General features: G+C 40.8%; 19 protein-coding genes. 10 read left to right on the top strand and 9 right to left on the bottom strand.

Translation table 11 applies throughout. The annotated features are described in order from the left end of the window. Window positions 1-17 precede the first annotated feature (17 nt). The gene (locus ACFEL9_RS00360) at window positions 18-566 is read right to left on the bottom strand and encodes a YceD family protein (protein ID WP_385885107.1); all 549 of its coding nucleotides are present in this window, start codon (window positions 564-566) and stop codon (window positions 18-20) included. Window positions 567-694: 128 nt separating this feature from the next. Between ACFEL9_RS00360 and ACFEL9_RS00355 the strand changes: the two genes are divergently transcribed. Both ACFEL9_RS00355 and ACFEL9_RS00350 read left to right on the top strand, forming a co-directional pair. Further along, complete coding sequence (locus ACFEL9_RS00355; RefSeq protein ID WP_385885105.1) at window positions 695-1,807, top strand: DUF3810 domain-containing protein; 1,113 nt, start codon at window positions 695-697, stop codon at window positions 1,805-1,807. 34 nt (window positions 1,808-1,841) lie between these two features. Further along, the gene (locus tag ACFEL9_RS00350) at window positions 1,842-2,327 is read left to right on the top strand and encodes a TspO/MBR family protein (protein ID WP_385885103.1); all 486 of its coding nucleotides are present in this window, start codon (window positions 1,842-1,844) and stop codon (window positions 2,325-2,327) included. Here ACFEL9_RS00350 and dcd read toward each other — a convergent pair. Continuing rightward, window positions 2,324-2,860 carry a dCTP deaminase gene (gene dcd, locus ACFEL9_RS00345; RefSeq protein WP_385885101.1) on the bottom strand — a complete coding sequence of 179 codons (537 nt, stop codon included), beginning with the start codon at window positions 2,858-2,860 and terminating at the stop codon, window positions 2,324-2,326. The genes ACFEL9_RS00350 and dcd overlap by 4 nt on opposite strands. 62 nt (window positions 2,861-2,922) lie before the next feature. On the opposite strand from dcd, the gene ACFEL9_RS00340 reads away from it, so the two are divergent. Continuing rightward, the gene (locus ACFEL9_RS00340) at window positions 2,923-3,546 is read left to right on the top strand and encodes a 4'-phosphopantetheinyl transferase family protein (RefSeq protein ID WP_385885099.1); all 624 of its coding nucleotides are present in this window, start codon (window positions 2,923-2,925) and stop codon (window positions 3,544-3,546) included. Window positions 3,547-3,549: 3 nt separating this feature from the next. On the opposite strand, the gene ACFEL9_RS00335 is transcribed toward ACFEL9_RS00340, so the two are convergent. Together ACFEL9_RS00335 and ACFEL9_RS00330 are read right to left on the bottom strand one after the other, a co-directional pair. Continuing rightward, window positions 3,550-4,782 carry a DUF2130 domain-containing protein gene (locus ACFEL9_RS00335; protein WP_385885097.1) on the bottom strand — a complete coding sequence of 411 codons (1,233 nt, stop codon included), beginning with the start codon at window positions 4,780-4,782 and terminating at the stop codon, window positions 3,550-3,552. 308 nt (window positions 4,783-5,090) lie between these two features. Beyond that, window positions 5,091-5,438 (bottom strand): hypothetical protein, encoded by a 348-nt coding sequence (locus tag ACFEL9_RS00330; RefSeq protein ID WP_385885095.1) that lies wholly within the window; start codon window positions 5,436-5,438, stop codon window positions 5,091-5,093. Between the two features lie 192 nt (window positions 5,439-5,630). On the opposite strand from ACFEL9_RS00330, the gene ACFEL9_RS00325 reads away from it, so the two are divergent. After that, window positions 5,631-6,035 carry a hypothetical protein gene (locus tag ACFEL9_RS00325; RefSeq protein ID WP_385885093.1) on the top strand — a complete coding sequence of 135 codons (405 nt, stop codon included), beginning with the start codon at window positions 5,631-5,633 and terminating at the stop codon, window positions 6,033-6,035. Here ACFEL9_RS00325 and ACFEL9_RS00320 read toward each other — a convergent pair. From ACFEL9_RS00320 to ACFEL9_RS00300, 5 genes are all read right to left on the bottom strand, one after another. Beyond that, window positions 6,029-7,084: a response regulator gene (locus ACFEL9_RS00320; RefSeq protein ID WP_385885091.1), complete on the bottom strand. Its 1,056-nt coding sequence runs from the start codon at window positions 7,082-7,084 to the stop codon at window positions 6,029-6,031. The two genes, ACFEL9_RS00325 and ACFEL9_RS00320, sit on opposite strands and share 7 nt — an antisense overlap. 153 nt (window positions 7,085-7,237) lie before the next feature. Beyond that, complete coding sequence (locus tag ACFEL9_RS00315; RefSeq protein WP_385885089.1) at window positions 7,238-8,449, bottom strand: PAS domain-containing sensor histidine kinase; 1,212 nt, start codon at window positions 8,447-8,449, stop codon at window positions 7,238-7,240. 96 nt (window positions 8,450-8,545) lie between these two features. After that, complete coding sequence (locus ACFEL9_RS00310; RefSeq protein ID WP_385885088.1) at window positions 8,546-9,082, bottom strand: flavodoxin domain-containing protein; 537 nt, start codon at window positions 9,080-9,082, stop codon at window positions 8,546-8,548. 25 nt (window positions 9,083-9,107) lie between these two features. Continuing rightward, window positions 9,108-9,857, bottom strand: coding sequence for a DUF542 domain-containing protein (locus ACFEL9_RS00305; protein WP_385885087.1), 750 nt, complete (start codon window positions 9,855-9,857; stop codon window positions 9,108-9,110). A gap of 84 nt (window positions 9,858-9,941) precedes the next feature. After that, window positions 9,942-10,382, bottom strand: a complete 441-nt coding sequence (locus tag ACFEL9_RS00300) for an RrF2 family transcriptional regulator (RefSeq protein ID WP_385885085.1) — start codon at window positions 10,380-10,382, stop codon at window positions 9,942-9,944. A 173-nt stretch (window positions 10,383-10,555) separates the two neighbouring features. On the opposite strand from ACFEL9_RS00300, the gene ACFEL9_RS00295 reads away from it, so the two are divergent. The 6 genes from ACFEL9_RS00295 to ACFEL9_RS00270 all read left to right on the top strand — a co-directional run bounded on the left by ACFEL9_RS00295 (window position 10,556) and on the right by ACFEL9_RS00270 (window position 16,943). Next, window positions 10,556-11,038: a c-type cytochrome gene (locus ACFEL9_RS00295; protein ID WP_385885083.1), complete on the top strand. Its 483-nt coding sequence runs from the start codon at window positions 10,556-10,558 to the stop codon at window positions 11,036-11,038. Between the two features lie 37 nt (window positions 11,039-11,075). Next, window positions 11,076-13,106 (top strand): Sec-dependent nitrous-oxide reductase, encoded by a 2,031-nt coding sequence (gene nosZ / locus ACFEL9_RS00290; protein ID WP_385885081.1) that lies wholly within the window; start codon window positions 11,076-11,078, stop codon window positions 13,104-13,106. Between the two features lie 64 nt (window positions 13,107-13,170). Beyond that, the gene (locus tag ACFEL9_RS00285; RefSeq protein WP_385885079.1) at window positions 13,171-13,737 is read left to right on the top strand and encodes a fasciclin domain-containing protein; all 567 of its coding nucleotides are present in this window, start codon (window positions 13,171-13,173) and stop codon (window positions 13,735-13,737) included. A 172-nt stretch (window positions 13,738-13,909) separates the two neighbouring features. Then, window positions 13,910-14,950, top strand: a complete 1,041-nt coding sequence (locus ACFEL9_RS00280; protein ID WP_385885077.1) for a nitrous oxide reductase accessory protein NosL — start codon at window positions 13,910-13,912, stop codon at window positions 14,948-14,950. Next, window positions 14,947-16,179 carry a nitrous oxide reductase family maturation protein NosD gene (locus ACFEL9_RS00275; protein WP_385885076.1) on the top strand — a complete coding sequence of 411 codons (1,233 nt, stop codon included), beginning with the start codon at window positions 14,947-14,949 and terminating at the stop codon, window positions 16,177-16,179. Before ACFEL9_RS00280 ends, ACFEL9_RS00275 begins: the two co-directional genes overlap by 4 nt. Then, the gene (locus tag ACFEL9_RS00270) at window positions 16,176-16,943 is read left to right on the top strand and encodes an ABC transporter ATP-binding protein (RefSeq protein ID WP_385885074.1); all 768 of its coding nucleotides are present in this window, start codon (window positions 16,176-16,178) and stop codon (window positions 16,941-16,943) included. Before ACFEL9_RS00275 ends, ACFEL9_RS00270 begins: the two co-directional genes overlap by 4 nt. Window positions 16,944-17,004: the final 61 nt, after the last annotated feature.

The following is a 17,004-nucleotide window of genomic DNA, read 5'->3' as shown; positions in this document are numbered from 1 at the left end:
AATCAGAAATTATATAATTAGTTATCTAAGTCTTTAAATTTTTCCAATCCTTTCCAAATGGGATTGATCTTTTTCTCTTCTTCTTCGGGTTCCATTTTCTTTAAGGCATCCAGTGCATCCTGGTTACAACTTTGACCATTTTTATCGGTTCGGCTGCAAACCTTTTGCATAGGAATGCTAAGATTGATGAATTCATAGATCCAATCTGCGATATCAATGTGGCTCTCGCCCCGGCTGATATAATAAACGTCCGGATCATCTTCCTGGTCGTTCATCAGTTCAGGCTCCTCCACTATTTTCACCACTATATTGAATTCATCCCACAATTCCAGCGTCAGCTCATTATTGCAACGGTCGCAATTAGCCAGTAAACTTCCACCGATTTCAAATTTTAACAGCATAAAGCTGTTTTTTTTATCAAGTGTAAGCTTCACATTAGCTTTACAATTACTGAAATCCTGTTGCTGGAATCGCTCAAAGAACTTGTCTGTGATCTCATAGTTGTATTCATGGATTCCCGGTTTAAGCCCAACAAAAGCTATCTCAAATTCACGACGGTAGCCCATTAGTCAACTTTTTAAGAGTTGGCAAAGGTAAGGGGATTTGCTGAAAAATTATTGCCCCTTTATGAATTATTTTGAAGAGTTGTACATAATTTAATGGCCTGATTTAGAGTACTTTTAAAAAAACGGTTTTGCAAAAATTTCTCTCCCGTCTGTTTAAACGGTTAATGAAAAGCTGGAGTTGGGTATTGCTTATTGTATTAACGATTTTGATAAAATGGGCTTCCTGGTACCCTGATTGGGTAGAAAATCAATATACATATGGAGTTTATCCTTTGATTACCAGGGTGCAGCGGTTCTTATTCGGATGGATACCCTTTAGTATCGGCGACCTTTTCTATGGCTTCCTGGGTTTGGTTGTCATCTTTCGCACTTTTCGATTCTTTAAGTTCTTGTTTCAAAAAAAACTTACCCGGGCTTTTTTTGTCGGCGCCATGCAACAGGCTATTTTCTTTTTCCTTTTTGTATACGTCTTTTTTAACCTGTTGTGGGGTCTGAACTATAATCGCAAAGGTATCTCGCCGCAATTAGGGATTGAGGTTCGTAAATATTCCTTGTCCGATATCGATTCACTAACATCAGTTTTGCAGCTAAGGGTCAACCAATATGCAGATTCGGCCGGTGAAGTACAAAGGGATTCTTTCGCAAAGAAACGGGACCTGTTCAGGGAGAGCAGCCATGCATACGAGATCGTGGCAAAAAAGTTTCCGTTTCTGACTTATTGCCCCGCTTCGGTAAAACCTTCTTTGTTTAGTTATCTTGGAAACTATCTTGGTTTTCAGGGATATTATAACCCCTTTTCGGGAGAGGCACAGGTCAACACTACGGTACCCCGTTTTATCGAGCCTTTTATAACTGCCCATGAAATAGCCCACCAGCTTGGGTATGGTAAAGAAAATGAGGCGAATTTTGTCGCTTTTCTTGCCTGCAAAAATCATCCTTCACCTGTTTTTAAGTATTCGATGTATTTCGACCTTTACAACTATGCGATTAGTGAACTACGTAAGAGAGATCCGCTGAGAGCCAGGGCTTACCAGCAAAAACTACATCCCCAGGCGTTAAAAGATCTCAAAGAATTAAGACATTTTTATAGCGCCTACCGCAATCCTATTGAGCCGGTTATAACATGGACCTACGGACATTTTTTAAAAGCAAATAATCAGCCTGCAGGTAAACAGACCTATAATGAAGTGGTGGCCTGGTTAATAGCTTATTATAAAAAATATGGCCTTAACAGTCTTTGATTTAATTTGGTCTGAGTATTGGTTAAACTGAAACATGAATAAAACTTTGAAACTCATCATCTCGATTTTCATCCCGCTGGCAGTGGGATTTACTGCAAGCCTTTTCACCACACCGGAAATACGCGGCTGGTATCAGACCATTCAAAAGCCTTCCTGGAACCCTCCTGCTTATGTCTTCGCACCGGTTTGGACTTCTTTATATATTATGATGGGCATTGCTTTATTCCTGGTTTGGAAGAATGCGGTCAGTAATCCGGCATTGAAAAGAAAAGCCATTCTTTTATTCATCGTTCAAATGTTATTGAATTTTCTGTGGTCTTTTATTTTCTTTAATCAACACCAGATCGGTCTGGCATTTGCCGAAATCGTTTTGCTTTGGTTATTTATTCTGTTGACGATTTTTGCTTTTGCGAGGATTAACAAGGTAGCAGCATGGCTGCTGGTGCCATATATCTGTTGGGTGAGTTTTGCCGGTATTTTAAACTTTACGATTTGGCAACTGAATAGTGTATTAATCTAAAATTTATTCTTCCACATCATACTTTCAATGGGTTTATCTGGCTGACCGCTGTATTTGGCGTTTTTCTTCTCATTGTATTTCACTTCAATTTCACCATCCACCGGAAAATAAATTAATTGACCCACAGGCATGCCTTTATAAACTTTCACCGGTTGCTTGACAGATATCTCCAGCGTCCAATGCCCGCAAAAACCTACATCTCCCTTACCGGCCGTGGCGTGAATATCAATACCAAGCCGGCCTGTAGAAGACTTACCTTCGAGGAATGGAACGTGGGCATGGGTCTCGGTATATTCCAATGTAACCCCGAGATAAAAGATATGCGGGTAGAGTACAAAACCTTCATCGGGTATTTCGAAGTAATCTATTTCGTTATGTTTTTTGGCATCAATGATATGTTCTTTATAGGTAGCCAGCCATTTTCCCAGGTGCACATCATAGGAATTGCTGCCCAGGCATTCCCTGTTATAAGGAGATAATTTGATAGTACCTTTTTCTATTTCCTGTAATATCCGCTTATCGGAGAGTATCATTTTCTATCTTCGGTTTTTTATTGATCACTAAGCTTGGCAAAATAATGATGAAAAGCTGATGTATGCCGATTTTTTTTCAACATCGAATCAACGAATCGACCCGGCTGGGTATATGGAAAATTGAAGAAACGGAGGAGTTTTTTAAAGGTAATGTTCCCTTGCACAGGGATGTGACGCATCCGCATAAGCGTATCCAACATCTTGCAGGACGCTTCCTGTTACAGTTTCTTTTTCCCGACTTTCCTTACCATCTCATTCAGATAGCTGATACAAATAAACCATTTCTGCCAGCCGAGGAATATCATTTTTCTATTTCTCATTGCGGCGATTACGCCGCTGCGATTGTCAGCAAAAACAACAGGGTAGGAATTGACATAGAAATTCCGGTAGATAAAATTATAAAGGTCAAGAACAAGTTTTTAGGTCTGGCAGAGCAGATTGAATGGCTTGAAGTTTTCAATGCTGGCGTTGAGCAACGTCAGTTGTTGACGCTTTTGTGGAGCTGCAAAGAGTCCGTGTTTAAATGGTATGGCGATGGTGGCGTCGATTTCAGCGGGCAAATTCAGCTGCAATCCAGGCTACATGATAAAGAGACTATCCAATGTTTTTTTACAAAAGCACAGGTTCATTTATTAATTCATTACCGTTTATTCGACCAATTGGTGCTGAGTTGGGTGGTAAGTTAGCTATCAACTGTCATTTTCATCGCCCGACTCCAGCAAGTTCAGATCCACAGCATCAAGCCCCGATATACCTTCTATAGAACCCCGTACATGCGCAGCATTTAATAAAACTTTTTCCAACTGCTTTTCCCGGGCCTTCCAAATTTTTTCCATGGCATCTCTTTCTTTTTGGATAGACAATTTCATGCTCATGAACCCTTCACGAATGGCTTTCCATTGACTGGCGAATTCATTGCTGGTAAGATAGTCATAGAGCATATGCATCTTATCACCTTTATTCTCCTGGTTTTTAGAAGCGGTAAATATTTTGATGATGCCATCCCGCAGCATGTAGGCTACACTTTTTATTTCATTAAAGCTGCAGATCCATACACCATCCTTTTCTCCAAAGCGGTCCATGCCTTTGGGCATTGTCTTGGTAACAATAATAGCTACATCGGCCCCCAGGCTTCGCATGTCTGCTTTCAACTTTTCAATCCAGTCGCCGCCAAAGTTTTCGGTTCGTTTGCTTTCATATATGATTCTTCCACATTCCTGCCCGAAGTTGTTCCGCACAGTTTGTATACAATCAGCGCCACGAACGCCTTTGCCAACTTCACTGATCAGGTCGAAAGGAAAGGTAGTAGTCAAAATTTCTTCCAAAGCCAGTTCCTGCACTTCGCCCTGTAGTTGCATGGAGCCCTGCTCGGCTTTGCGTTTCATTTCTTCAGCCAACTTCTTTTGGTCGTCCAATTGCTTCTCCAGCTCTTTTACACGGAGTTGAAATTCAGTTTCCCTGGCGGCTGTCTTTTGTTCCTCAATTTTGCGGAGATCTTCCGAGAGCTTTTCCCGTTCTGCCTGTAATTTTTTTTGAACAGTCAACTCCAACTCTGCCTCTTTATTTTTTAGTTCTTGCTGTTTTTGCAAAAACTCCAGCTCTTTTTGTCTGGATGCCTTCAACTTCTCTTCATTATCCTTGTTGGTTTGTTCAAGCAGGCTAAGTTTATTTTCGAAATCTGCACTGATATTTTTTCGGAGGCTTTCTTCGACCTGTTTTTGCAGAGCAATTTTTTCAGCATTGGCTTTCTGCTGCCATTCTATTTCCTTTTTATTCAATTCCTCTTCTTTGGCTCTCTTGTAGTCAACCATTTGCTGGCGGAGTTCCTTCTTTTCTTTTTCAATCACTTCTTTCAATTCATCATTCAGCGCTTCTTCCAAGGGAAATTCATGACCACACTTGGGACATTTGATATCGGGCATAGACCTGTTTTTTACAAAATAAATGCTTTGGAAGGACAAAGCGATATATTCGATAGATGGATCTTAATTTTCGCATTAAAGTCTTTGAGTCTCAAATTTCAAAAATAAAAACAGGTTTTTAAATCTATGTTAAAACAAAAGTTGTAGGTATTTAAAGGACAGGTCTTGAATTTTTTCCTGTTATTCTTTCGGCGAAAACATCCGCTATGAAATTCATATCGATAAATATCGGTTATAAAAAAGGCTCAATGACCTTATCCGTATTGGGGATGATCATTAAGCCAAGTGGACAGGAATGGTATTTTCCTTTATAAAGCTGTATAAACTGATCCGGCTATCACTGCAATATCAATCAGTATGCTTAGAAAGAAAACAGGGATAGTTATTTTTGTTGGCATAGCTGCAAGATTAACGATCAGTGACATCGCAATTCCACCAATCAACATACCCCAAAAGATCATGCTGTTTCCGGTGAAAGCGATTGCCAACACGGTTATCGGCGCCAACACGCAGCCATGAATAGCAAGAATTGCTGCTACCCAGCCAAAGCGATATTTTTCCTGCTCGTTGCACCATGTAATGAATTTTGAAAAAACAGATTGTTTCTGAGTTACCACCAGGTTAGCGGGACTGTAAATATTTTGTATGATTTGCATATAAATAAATTTTTCGACCACAAAATTGATAGCGAAAGCGCTTTTAAAATATGATGTGGGTTAAACTCTCAACTGATTAATATCATTCAAAAACATCAGGTGATCCGGAGCTGATCAAAATCATGTGGGTCGCTCTTTTGCATCATTTAAAACGGGGGAACAGCTTGATAGTTTTGATAGAAAGAAACAGGTATGAGTGTTACGATCCAGGTGCGCCGAAATAAAACAGTGACTGATATACAATCAGCATTTAATAAGGCTTATCCTTTTTTAAAAATTGATATGTATAAACCTTTAGGCAGGGGACAATTTGAAGGTGGCCGGATCAGACTAGGCAACTCCACGCTGTTGGAGACAGCGAATATCTTGGAAGAAGGCGATCTGTTGGTATTTGATTCAATGACCGTCGGTCAGTTTGAAAAATCTTTTCTTGAAAAATTTGGCGTGCTTGTACAGGTTTCCAGGAAATCAGGCGCCGTGTGGCTGGAAACTACCATGACTGATCGCTGGACGCTAAAACAGCAAAACGATCATGGTCGTGAGCTATCAGAACCAGCCAGTACCTCACTACCTACAAGTGACGGAGACACTCAATAAAGAAGATTTTTCAGCTTGTCAATACTGGCAACGGTGATCTTGCCGTCTTTTATTATAATCAGTTTTTCAGCTTTAAAATCACTTAGTGTTCGTATTAATGACTCGGTGGCTGTGCCAATGAAGTGGGCTATATCTTCTCTTGATATTTCGATGGGCTTCGTTTCACCACCGCTATTGTATTTTGAATGAATATCCACAAGAGCTTTTGCCACTCTTTTCCGAAGTGAACTATAAGCGAGGTTTAACAGTCTTTCTTCTTTTTCTTTAACGTTTTGGGTGATGATACGAATGAATTTTGCCGCTACAGTGATATCGCCATAGATCATTTGCAAAAAATCATCTTTTGGGATTTGCATGATATCAGACTCTTCCAGCATTACAGCATTGTCGTCATAATTTTTATCTTCGATCAGTGCAGGATAGCCAATGAAATCCCCATCTGTGAAAATATCAATTATATATTCCTTTCCATCTTCATGCATCCGGCTCGTTTTTACTTTACCCTTAACAAGATAATATAAGAACCGGGGACGTTTTCCTTCCTGGTACAATGACTGTTTTTTGCTGTAGGTTTCAATGCTGTACTGTTCCGACAGTTTATCAAGTATACCTGTTTCTTTTATATCTTTTAAAAACTGGTTGATACCGGGCTGGGTCATCGCATATTTTTGCTCCAGTACCTGCGTTTTTTTCAGGCGGGCTTCAATAGCATTCAATAGCTCAATATCTTCAAAAGGTTTTGTGATATAATCATCGGCGCCCATTTCCATTCCCTTTCTCAGGTCGGTGCGTTCTGTCTTAGCCGTTAAAAAAATAAATGGAGTGAATTGCGTCTCGCTGTTTTTGCGAAGCAGGTGCAATACGCCATAACCATCCAGTTCAGGCATCATGATATCACAGACGATCAAATCAGGTTTTTCTTTTAATGCCAATTCAACGCCTTTCTTCCCGTTTTCCGCTGTTGATGTTTTATAGCCGGCCAACTCTAATATTTCAGCCGTGTTTTCCCTGATATCAGCATTGTCATCAATAACTAAAATAGATTTCATCTGTATATTTTTTTACTTGATTTTGGCCTGATGGATCGTCCCATAACTATTCTCTGTGGCTCAAAAATTTTATATGGACGTTTCATCCGTATAATTTTTAGTTTATTCTGGTCAGGCAGTAAGTTCCATGTGATAATAAGTTGATCTAACTGCCTACTCATTTACCGGGATTGTCACTGTAATCGATGTTCCCTTATTCAGTTCGCTTTCCAAATGTACACTTCCTTTCAACAGGTCAGTATAGCGTTTTACAATGTGTAATCCCAGTCCCGTTCCGGCAATATTCGTGGCATTGGCACCGCGGAAAAAGCTGGAGAATAAATGTTCCTGGTCTTCCTGCGAAATGCCAATACCGGTATCGGTGATTGTGATTACAGCCCATTCATTGCCAACCGAAGCCTGGATGGAGATCAGGCCACTTTCGTCCGAAAATTTAATGGCGTTTGTGATAAGATTGATGAGAATGTTCTTCAACAATTTTTTATCTGAAACAATAGTGTGTTGTCCCTGGCAATTAAAGTCTATCTGTTGTCCTTTTTTTAACAATCCCTTCATCTCCTCGATGGTCTCATAAACGAATTCATACAGGTCAAATTCGGAGATGCTGGTTCCAACCTTTCCTTCGTCCAGCTTACCCAATGATAAAAAGTCTTCCAGGATATCATTCAGGTGCCTGACAGAATTTCGAATCTTATCAATATGCCGGTTCCGCTTTTCCTGGTCTTCAGTTGTTTTATATTTTGATAACAAAGAAGCGGACGAAAGTACGGTGCTTAGTGGGGTTCTGAATTCATGTGAAGCCATCGATACAAACCGGCTTTTGATTTCATTGAGTTGTCTTTCTTTATCGAGAGCTTCGCTCAATTCAGCTTGTGACTGCTCCAGGCGTTGTAATGCCTCCTTCAAAATCATCGTTCTTTCTTCCACTTTAAGTTCCAGGTCGGCATTGAGCTTTCTTATTTCATTACTTACTCTTTCCAGCTGCTTTTGCTGCTGAAGCATACTCTTCTCGATCTCTTTTCTCCCGGTGATGTCAACAATAAATGCAATCACAAAAAGCTCATCGCCCTTCCGGTAGTGGCTTAAACTTACTTCTACCGGTAAATCAGTTCCGTCTTTTCTTCTTCCGTACAGATCCCTGTTTTGTCCCATCACCCGGTTGGACGGATGGTCGTAAAAACCTTCACGTAGTTGGTGATGATGTCCTTTGTAACGGTCGGGTATGAGCACTTCAATCGGGTGACCGGTTAATTCTTTACTGCCATAATTAAACATCCGCTCAGCGGCAGGATTCGCTAACACGATCTTGCCGTCCTTCCCCGTTAGTATGATGCCTTCCGTAGCATTTTCAAAAAGCGATGTCATGTGTGCCTGGTCAAGCATACAATAAATAATTGAATGTGTAATTCACGTAAATATAGTAAAGGATGCGGTTATTGACTGCAGATATGATTTATCGCCTTAGATAGATTCTGCAGGTGAGGCAAAGGTGACGCAGTATTTTTTTATTTCCTTAACCGGCACTATGATGTTTTCTCTTTTTACACGATCATAATCGGTCAGCATGCCCTTTTTTACAGCAGGGTCTTTTGTTAACCTGGCGCCCATTTTCAGCATGAACCTATCTTTCCAGGAAAGTTTTTTTATAGTAAGCCTGCCGGGCAGGAAAAAGATAATGCAGTTAGCCATCAATTCAGCAGGAACGCCGGAGCGGATATAGGCTTCCAGTTTTTCCTTTTCGTGAGGCGGGGTGCCTGCTACCAGGAATAAGAATAGTTTTTTTGATTTGAGCATAGCCAGGTTATCTTTCAACCACTGGCTGATTTGTAATTTTCCGATGTACACACTCGTGCCAATAATGACGAGATCATAGGGCTGTAAGTCTTTACTGGACAAATCACCGGCTGTGCATACCGGGAAGTTTAACTCTTCACTCAGCCAGTTCGCATATTGCGCCGTGGCGCCATACTTTCCTTTATAAACGACAATACCTTTCATATTAAGATTTTAATGATGTTTTAATTTAGGAAGCCAATAATTCTTTTTCCATTTGTATTGTTTTGGCGAAGAGAATCTCGTTTTCAAGAAATAAATGTTGTGCCAGGTCATCATCTAATTCTTTCAGTTTTAAAAAAGATACTTTATGGGATACACAGGCATTAGCAGGCGGGGTGTAATTATTAGTCAATTCTCTTAAACTATGAAGATATTTGGAAATGTATTCATGTTCCTGGGTCATCATGGCTTCTACGGGTTTGCGTAAGGTTTTTACCAGCAGGGATGCATAGGATTCATTGTTTTCATAAGCATGCGCAATTTGTTTTATATAGGGGAAAATGATCTTTTCTTCGTGCTCAAGGTGGGGCAACAGGTCGTCACGTAATTTATAAACAGTTTCAAGCAACTGGCCCAGGAACGGATATTTTAATTTATGCCCGGTCACAAAACGATCCAATGTTTCAATTAAATCCGGAAAATTTTTTAATAAATAGGCGTGATGCACATTAATAAGGTAGTCAACCAGGAAATCCGTATTCCATGCCCTGAAATCAGTAAAGGTCGACACCTGGATGTTACGGACAATCTCTGTTAGCTCATATTTTATTAAATCAATGTCCAATCCGTGGATATTACAAGCCATTTGCAGGGGCATTTTGCCGCCGCAGCAATAATCGATCCCGTACTTTCTGAAAACATACGAAGTCCTGTAATCCTGCAGAACAAGATCAGTGACAACGCTTTCATCGTCGATATCAAAGGGTTTTAAAAACATATTTCTTCAAAAAACAATAATAGTTATATAAGGTAGTTGCGAACATGATATTAATCACCCGGGTACCTGAGTTATAACAGGTCACTATAGTGCAGACAGGCTCCTTACGAAACCGGGACGGTTTTGTTCCAGTAAATCGCCCACCGTCGTATTTGAAAGGAGCTTTACCAGTTCTATCTTATGGTTTGCCATTTTGTGATGGAGCGGACAAGGCCGGCGGGGATTGCATTCTTTTAAGCCGAGCAAACATTTATTTAATTGGGTGTTCTCATCTGTAATCATAAAGAGTTCGATAAGGGAAGTGGAAAGTGTTCTTTCATTTATTGATAAGCCGCCATAAGGTCCTTTAGTAGAATTCAAAATTTTCTTTTTTACAATTTTTTTCATGATCTTGCCAAGAAAGTGTTTGGGAACTACTAACTGCATAGCCACTTCATCAACCTGAACCCTTTTCTTGTTATCAGCAAGTGTGGCAACGTATAAAATACCACGTAAGGCATATCCGAAAGATTTAGAAAAAAGCATGCTTTTGGCAGGACAATTGATGCACTACAAAAATATCCATGAAAAAAACGCCGGTAACTGAGGAATATCAGTTGTGCTGTTGATGGTTATCAATCAAAATTTTATCCGGGCAAAATACTTTTGTTCCATAAAGGATATCAATGTCTTTTATTTAATAACCTCAATTCAGAAAAATGAAACCCAAATCACTACTTTCGATTGCACTTTTCATTTCAGGCGGTTTGTTTTTTGCAGCCTGCAACAATGAGCAAAAATCTTCAGAAGAAAAATCTACCGACGAAACAAAAACAGAGACATCCAAAGAGCAAACCGAAGTACATGGCACGGAAATTAAGCCTGGCGATGTTGAATTGACCACCCCCTTAAATCAGGATTGGGTAGCAAGTGGTAAAGGCATTTATGAATTGAAATGCCAGGCCTGTCATAAGTTAACGGATGAAAGATTGGTAGGGCCGGGCTGGAAGGGCGTCACTACAAAAAGAGAACCGCATTGGATCATGAATATGATTACCAATGTGGATATGATGCTGGAAACAGATCCCGAGGCACAAAAACTATTAGAGCAATGTTTGGTGCGTATGCCCAATCAAAATATAACAAAAGATGACTCACGGAAAATACTCGAGTTTATGCGATCCAATGATGGGGTTAAATAAAATGACAACCATTCTTTTCATTTAAATAAATAAACATATGAAATTTCATTATTTCAAAACCTCCGCGGTTTTGATACTGGGCTCTGCTTGTCTTTTATCAGTGCAGAGTTGTAAACCCAAAACTGCTCAGTCCGCCGCTGTCGGTGATGCCGCCAAATCATTTGTGGCACCCGGCAAGTACGATGAATTTTATAACATTGTTTCCGGCGGGTTTAACGGACAGATAGGAATTTATGGTATTCCTTCGGGCCGTTTGTTCCGCATTTTGCCGGTGTTTTCACAATCCCCTGAAAGCGGGTATGGTTTTAGTGAGGAAACAAAACCAATGCTGAATACATCTCACGGTTTTGTTCCCTGGGATGATTTGCACCATATTGCTCTTTCACAAACTAAAGGAGAGCATGATGGCCGCTGGGCTTTTGCCAATGGTAACAACACCCCCCGCCTGGCGAGAGTGGATCTTACTACTTTTCGCACCGCCGAGATACTGGAGATACCCAACAGTGCCGGTAACCATGCCTCACCATTTATCACCGAAAACTCCGAATACATTGTAGCGGCTACCCGTTTCAGCGTGCCGCTTGATGATCAAAATGGTGATGTGCCTATCAATACGTACAAGCAAAACTTTAAAGGATCTATCAGCTTTGTATCTGTCAATCCAACCTCCGGCGAGATGAATATCGCTTTCCAGATCCGTACGCCGGGAGTAAACTTTGACCTTTCCCGTGCGGGCAAAGGCAAATCGCATGGCTGGTTCTTTTTTAGCTGTTACAATTCTGAAAAGGCCAATACGCTTTTGGAAGTCAATGCTTCTGCCAAAGACAAAGACTTTGTAATGGCGGTGAACTGGAAAAAAGCTGAAGAATATTTGAAAGCCGGCAAAGCAAAAAAACAGGTTGTTAAGTATGCTCACAATGTGTATGATGAGGCTACACATACTGCAACCTCAACTATTAAAAATGAAGTGCTGGTATTGGATCCTGCTGATTGCCCCGACATGTTATACCTGATACCCTGTCCCAAATCACCACATGGAACCGATGTGGACCCGACAGGTGAATATATTGTAGCATCTGGCAAACTGGCAGCAAGTATCCCTGTGTTTTCTTACACCAAACTGCAGAAAGCTATCGCTGACAAAGCTTTTGATGGTGAATACGATGGTATCCCTGTTGTTAAATACGAAGCTGCTTTGCATGGTGAAGTAGTGAAACCGGGACTGGGTCCTTTGCATACTGAATTTGACGGGAAAGGAAATGCTTATACTTCTATGTTCGTTTCTTCCGAAATAGTAAAATGGAGTATAAGTGATTTGAAAGTGTTGGACCGTGTGCCAACTTATTATTCCATTGGTCACTTATCAGTGCCCGGAGGTCCGACGGCTAAACCGCATGGGAAATATATGATCGCTTATAACAAGATCACCAAAGATCGTTACCTGCCTACCGGTCCGGAGTTGACACAAAGTGCACAGCTGTATGATATCAGTGGCGAAAAAATGAAACTGCTGCTTGATTTTCCAACAACTGGTGAACCTCACTATGCCGAAGCATTACCGGCGGCCATGATAAAAGACAAACAAAGAAAGATCTTTAAAATAGAAGAGAATACTCATCCTTATGCTTCAAAAGGGGAAGGCCAGGCCAAAGTAGAACGTAAAGGGAACCAGGTGCATGTTTGGATGACAGCTATCCGTTCTCACCTGACACCCGATAATATTGAAGGTGTGAAAATGGGCGATGAAGTGTACTTCCACGTAACCAACCTGGAGCAGGATTGGGATGTGCCACACGGCTTTGCAATCAAAGGGGCAAACAACGCAGAGATACTGATCATGCCCGGTGAAACACAAACGCTGAAGTGGGTGGCTGACAGAACGGGTATATTCCCCTTCTATTGTACCGACTTTTGCTCTGCATTGCACCAGGAAATGTCAGGTTACCTGCGGGTATCACCTGTTGGATCCAATGTAGCCCTGCATTTCAGCACGGGTACCAACAAGCCTGCGGTAACTACAGAAGGCACTCCAGTTAAGGATACACTAAAGGCTACAAGCAAACGATAAAATAGGCAAAAGGGGCAGATGCTCTTAATGGTCTGCCCTCTTTAAACAAACCAAAGCCAGCGATATGAAAAAAATATTAAACATTGTATTCGCAGTTTCAACCATCATCAGTTTTTCCTGTAATGAAGCAGGAACAAAATCAGAAGAAACAGCCGGAGCACCTGAGACAGTTGTTGATGGAGGTGGACAGGCATCAGTAAAGGATGATGAGTCAGCAAAAGATGTAGTAAAAATAGCTGCAGCATCAAAGGATCACACTACACTGGTTGCAGCTATTAAACAGGCAGATTTGGTAAACGCACTTTCCAATGCGGGCCCGTTCACTGTTTTTGCACCCACCAATGCTGCTTTTGACAAAGTTGGCAAAGAAACGGTGGACAACCTGATGAAAGATGAGAATAAAGAAAAGCTGCAGGATATTTTGCAATATCATGTGTACGTGGGCAGCTTGAAAACCGAAATGATGACGGATGGACAAACTTTAAACCAGGTAAATGGCGGCAATATAGCAATAGCCGTAAAAGATGGTAAAGTAATGATCAATAATACAGCAACGGTTATTACCTCCATACCTGCAGCAAATGGCATCATACATGTTATCGACGCGGTTCTGTTGCCACCTTCCAAATAAGAAAGACAAAAGAGTTTCACGCTGACAATGTTTCCGGAAACTCAACCCTTCCGGAAATTTTTGTTCACTAATCAGGTTTTTATGTCGAAACGGAGTTCGATGAGACCAAAATAAAATAATAGATATACTCATCAATTCCATGTGGTCAAAAAGCAAATAAAAGAATTAACACATGAAAAAGATGAGCATTACTTCGAGGGTCATTATTGTAATAGGGGCATTGGCCATGTGTATCATGTTCTTTATGCCGGTATGGTCTATTTATCTTATCGCCCCGCAATATCCCGAAGGGTTATCCATGCAGATATGGTTAAATAAAATTACCGGCCAGGTGGAAATTATCAATGGACTGAATCACTATATCGGGATGAAGCATATTAAAGCGGAAATGTTCCCTGAGTTCAGCTACCTTGTCTATATTTTAGGTTTCTATGTTGTGTTTGGGTTAACAGTGGCCTTTACCGGCAGCCGCAAATTGCTTTTTGCTTATCTCGTTCTTTGTGTCGTTGGCGGCATAGCAGCAATGATTGATTTTTATATGTGGGGTTATGACTACGGGCACGACCTGGACCCTACAGCAGCTATACAGGTTCCGGGGTTATCTTATCAGCCACCGCTTATTGGTCACAAAAAACTATTGAACTTTGATTCTTATTCATACCCCGATACAGGCGGATGGATAGCGGTTGCGGTGACTGCTGTGTTTTTTATTATTTGGTTTATTGAATGGCGCAAAAACAAAAAAACTAAAACGATGGCACTACAAAAGAAAATAACTCCTGTTTCCATTGCAGCTATTGTTCTCCTTCTTTTAACAGCGTGTAATCATAAACCTGAAAAAATAGCTTTTGGAAAAGATAATTGTGCCGAATGTAAAATGACGATCATGGATCCAAAATTTGCCGCTGAAATAGTGACAAAGAAGGGTAAGATTTACAAATTTGACGATGCACATTGCGTAGCCACGTTTATGAAAAGACGTGGAGTGGAAATGGGAGATATTCATCAAACATTGTTTGTAGATTACAACAATGGTGATGAGTTTATAAGAGTAAAAGATGCCGAATTTGTTGTGAGCAGCCAGTTGAAAAGCCCGATGGGAGGGAATGCGGCTGCCTTTAAAAACAAAGCAGAAGCCGAAAAGAAAGCCGCCGGAATAGAGGGAAGTAAGGTAACCAACTGGGCGACGCTTTATAATATTTTGATCAAGTGAAAAACTTACTGTCCATATTATTGCTGATTGTAACATGCAATGTTTCGGCCAATACAATTGTAGTGGGAAAGAATAAGCCGATCAGCACTCTGCGGCAGGGCATAAAAACAGCAAAAGACGGCGATACTGTTTTATTGCATAAAGGAACTTACAAGGAAGGTAATATCATCATTGATAAAGCTATTCATTTAATTGGAGTTGATGCCCCTGTGCTGGATGGCGATAATAAACATGAGATTCTTACACTAACCGGCAAAAAAATTATAATAAGGGGGATCCATTTTGCCAATGCGGGCTATTCATCCATGAATGACTATGCCGCTTTAAAGATCATTGATGCCACTAATATTTTAGTAGAAAATAATACCATCACCAATGCATCTTTCGGGGTACATATCGCCAATTCCACTAGCTCAATTGTCAGGAACAATACAATAAGGGGAACCGATAAGTCGGAACATTTATCCGGCAATGGCATACATCTTTGGAAATGTTCGGCTATGCTGATTGATGGCAATACCATCAGCGGCCACCGCGATGGCATTTACCTGGAATTTGTTACCGAATCAACTATTCAAAAAAACCGGAGCGAAGAAAATGTGAGGTATGGATTGCATTTTATGTTTTCACACAACGATACTTACCTGGGCAATACCTTTGAAAATAATGGCGCCGGCGTAGCCGTGATGTACAGCAAGAATGTACGGATGGAAAATAACCTGTTTGATAAAAACTGGGGACCCAGCGCCTATGGCATTTTATTAAAAGATATTTCTAACAGCCATATCCTGCATAATAAATTTATTCAGAATACCGTGGCTATTCATATGGAAGGCAGCAGCCGTATTGAAATTGGCAGGAATATTTTTAAATCAAATGGATGGGCACTGAAAGTGCAGGCCAGTTGTGATGATAATACATTTTATCAAAATAATTTTTACGGCAACTCTTTTGATGTGGCCACCAATGGCACCATGACGCTGAACAAGTTTTACAATAACTATTGGGACAAATATGATGGCTATGATATGAACAAAGATGGTATCGGCGATGTGCCTTATCACCCGGTGAGCATGTATGCGATGGTAGTGGAGCAAAATCCTACTACGCTGATGCTGATGCGAAGCTTTATGGTGTCGCTGTTAGACAGAGCGGAGAAAGCCATTCCCAGCCTTACCCCTGAAAACCTGGTTGATAATAAACCGACGATAAAGCCCAATAAATTATGATACGGATCGAAAACCTAAAGAAACGATTTAAAAAATTGCAGGCATTGGATGATATCAATGCATTGTTTAATAAAGGGCAGGTAGTATCATTGATCGGCCCCAACGGATCAGGTAAGACAACACTGATCAAATCCATACTGGGCATGGTAAAAGCAGATGAAGGCAGCATTTATGTAAACGGGCAGCCTATAAACGGTGATCCATCTTACCGAAGCCAGATTGGATATATGCCGCAGATTGGCCGCTATCCTGATAATATGAAGGTGGGCCATCTCTTCAGGATGATGAAAAATATAAGAAAGGTTGCGGAGGCAGAACTCGATACAGACCTGCTGGTCAAGTTTAACCTTGTATCCATTTTTGAAAAACCCATGCGGACTCTGAGTGGTGGTACACGTCAAAAAGTGAGTGCTGCACTGGCTTTTTATTTCAACCCCGATATCCTGATCCTGGATGAACCCACAGCCGGCCTTGATCCGCTTTCATCTGAGATATTGAAAGAAAAGATCATGCAGGAGAAGAAAAAAAATAAACTCATTCTTATCACATCGCACATCCTGAGCGACCTTGATGAACTGACTACTGATGTAATGTATTTGCAGGAAGGTAAAATGATCTTCCTGAAAGATATTGGCACCCTGCGAACCGAAACCGGTGAAGATAAACTGGGTAAAGCCATTGCCCGTGTCATGCGGGGCGGGAAAAAAGAAGCCTTATGGATCAGTGAAGTGCTGGCATTGAAAGAAGCAGAAAAAATTGAATAAAGTATATTTTTTTTTGAATAAAAACTACGAGCTCTGTTAAACTCTTCAGCCCCGGTTCGTG

Source organism: Terrimonas alba, from assembly GCF_042434975.1.
GTDB classification, from domain to species: Bacteria; Bacteroidota; Bacteroidia; order Chitinophagales; family Chitinophagaceae; genus Terrimonas_B; species Terrimonas_B alba.
The sequence above is the reverse complement of the archived record's forward strand: the minus strand, read 5'-3'. Positions and strand labels throughout refer to the sequence as shown.

Bases quoted from the DNA above. Each gene is read 5' to 3' on its own strand.
- ACFEL9_RS00360 (WP_385885107.1), bottom strand. From the start codon at position 566: ATGGGCTACCGTCGTGAATTTGAGATAGCTTTTGTTGGGCTTAAACCG.
- ACFEL9_RS00350 (WP_385885103.1), top strand. From the start codon at position 1,842: ATGAATAAAACTTTGAAACTCATCATCTCGATTTTCATCCCGCTGGCA.
- dcd (WP_385885101.1), bottom strand. From the start codon at position 2,860: ATGATACTCTCCGATAAGCGGATATTACAGGAAATAGAAAAAGGTACT.
- ACFEL9_RS00340 (WP_385885099.1), top strand. From the start codon at position 2,923: ATGCCGATTTTTTTTCAACATCGAATCAACGAATCGACCCGGCTGGGT.
- ACFEL9_RS00335 (WP_385885097.1), bottom strand. From the start codon at position 4,782: ATGCCCGATATCAAATGTCCCAAGTGTGGTCATGAATTTCCCTTGGAA.
- ACFEL9_RS00330 (WP_385885095.1), bottom strand. From the start codon at position 5,438: ATGCAAATCATACAAAATATTTACAGTCCCGCTAACCTGGTGGTAACT.
- ACFEL9_RS00325 (WP_385885093.1), top strand. From the start codon at position 5,631: ATGAGTGTTACGATCCAGGTGCGCCGAAATAAAACAGTGACTGATATA.
- ACFEL9_RS00320 (WP_385885091.1), bottom strand. From the start codon at position 7,084: ATGAAATCTATTTTAGTTATTGATGACAATGCTGATATCAGGGAAAAC.
- ACFEL9_RS00315 (WP_385885089.1), bottom strand. From the start codon at position 8,449: ATGACATCGCTTTTTGAAAATGCTACGGAAGGCATCATACTAACGGGG.
- ACFEL9_RS00310 (WP_385885088.1), bottom strand. From the start codon at position 9,082: ATGAAAGGTATTGTCGTTTATAAAGGAAAGTATGGCGCCACGGCGCAA.
- ACFEL9_RS00305 (WP_385885087.1), bottom strand. From the start codon at position 9,857: ATGTTTTTAAAACCCTTTGATATCGACGATGAAAGCGTTGTCACTGAT.
- ACFEL9_RS00300 (WP_385885085.1), bottom strand. From the start codon at position 10,382: ATGCTTTTTTCTAAATCTTTCGGATATGCCTTACGTGGTATTTTATAC.
- ACFEL9_RS00295 (WP_385885083.1), top strand. From the start codon at position 10,556: ATGAAACCCAAATCACTACTTTCGATTGCACTTTTCATTTCAGGCGGT.
- nosZ (WP_385885081.1), top strand. From the start codon at position 11,076: ATGAAATTTCATTATTTCAAAACCTCCGCGGTTTTGATACTGGGCTCT.
- ACFEL9_RS00285 (WP_385885079.1), top strand. From the start codon at position 13,171: ATGAAAAAAATATTAAACATTGTATTCGCAGTTTCAACCATCATCAGT.
- ACFEL9_RS00280 (WP_385885077.1), top strand. From the start codon at position 13,910: ATGAAAAAGATGAGCATTACTTCGAGGGTCATTATTGTAATAGGGGCA.
- ACFEL9_RS00270 (WP_385885074.1), top strand. From the start codon at position 16,176: ATGATACGGATCGAAAACCTAAAGAAACGATTTAAAAAATTGCAGGCA.